Source organism: Streptomyces sp. NRRL F-2664, assembly GCF_000719345.1.
GTDB lineage: Bacteria > Actinomycetota > Actinomycetes > Streptomycetales > Streptomycetaceae > Streptomyces.
On sequence record NZ_JOFX01000490.1, the window covers coordinates 1 to 301 of the forward strand.

General features: G+C 72.8%; 1 protein-coding gene. It reads left to right on the forward strand.

What is annotated here, in order from left to right; translation table 11 throughout:
- The coding region (locus IF89_RS40050) for a hypothetical protein (protein WP_043195106.1) at nucleotides 1-301 on the forward strand (301 nt) is incomplete at both ends.

Below are 301 nucleotides of genomic sequence, written 5' to 3' on the forward strand. Positions count from 1 at the left end.
CAGCCGGAAAACCACCGAGACCACCAACCCCGACGGCACCCGCACCACCGTCCACTTCCACTACACCCCCGACGGCGCCATCGCCAACGACACCCACACAAGCGCGGGCACCAGCGGGCCGCCGCGCACCGGCAGCTACCTCACCAGGCCCGCAGGCGGCCGCGAGGCACGCACCCTCACCGGCACCCCCGACGCCACCCGATACCTGCACGCCGACCGCCGCGGCAACACCATCCTGGAAACCGGACCGTCAGCCCAGGCGCTCACCGCCCGCGCCTACACCGACTACGGCCGGGAAACC